This is a genomic window from Micromonospora sp. DT178 (assembly GCF_049841695.1).
Taxonomy (GTDB): Bacteria; Actinomycetota; Actinomycetes; order Mycobacteriales; family Micromonosporaceae; genus Micromonospora.
The window spans coordinates 1-290 of record NZ_JBNCKV010000080.1 but is presented as its reverse complement, the minus strand read 5'-3'; the positions used below and the strand labels follow the sequence as shown (position 1 = coordinate 290).

The window sequence follows — 290 nt, the reverse complement described above, 5'->3', positions numbered from 1 at the left end:
TCGACCTCGTCGAGATGCCCGGTCATCGCCGACTGCTCGGCCCACAGCCCCCACGCCAGCGACTGCCCGACCAGACCCGCGGCCTGCCGTCGTAGCGCCAGGGCGTCCAGAACCGCGTTCGCTGCGGCGTAGTTGCCCTGCCCCGGTGACCCGAGGGTGGCCGCGGCCGAGGAATACACCACGAACAACGCAAGATCCATATCCTGGGTCAGCTCGTGCAGCCACCACGCCGCGTCGGCCTTGGCCCGCAGCACCGTCTCCAGCCGCTGCGGCGTCAACGCCTCGATCAC

At 70.3% G+C, this 290-nt stretch carries 1 protein-coding gene; it reads right to left on the bottom strand.

Annotated features, from left to right (window positions below; all coding sequences use genetic code 11):
* A partial coding sequence (locus tag ACLQ22_RS32040; RefSeq protein ID WP_425695609.1) for a KR domain-containing protein occupies positions 1-290 on the bottom strand: 290 nt, incomplete at both ends.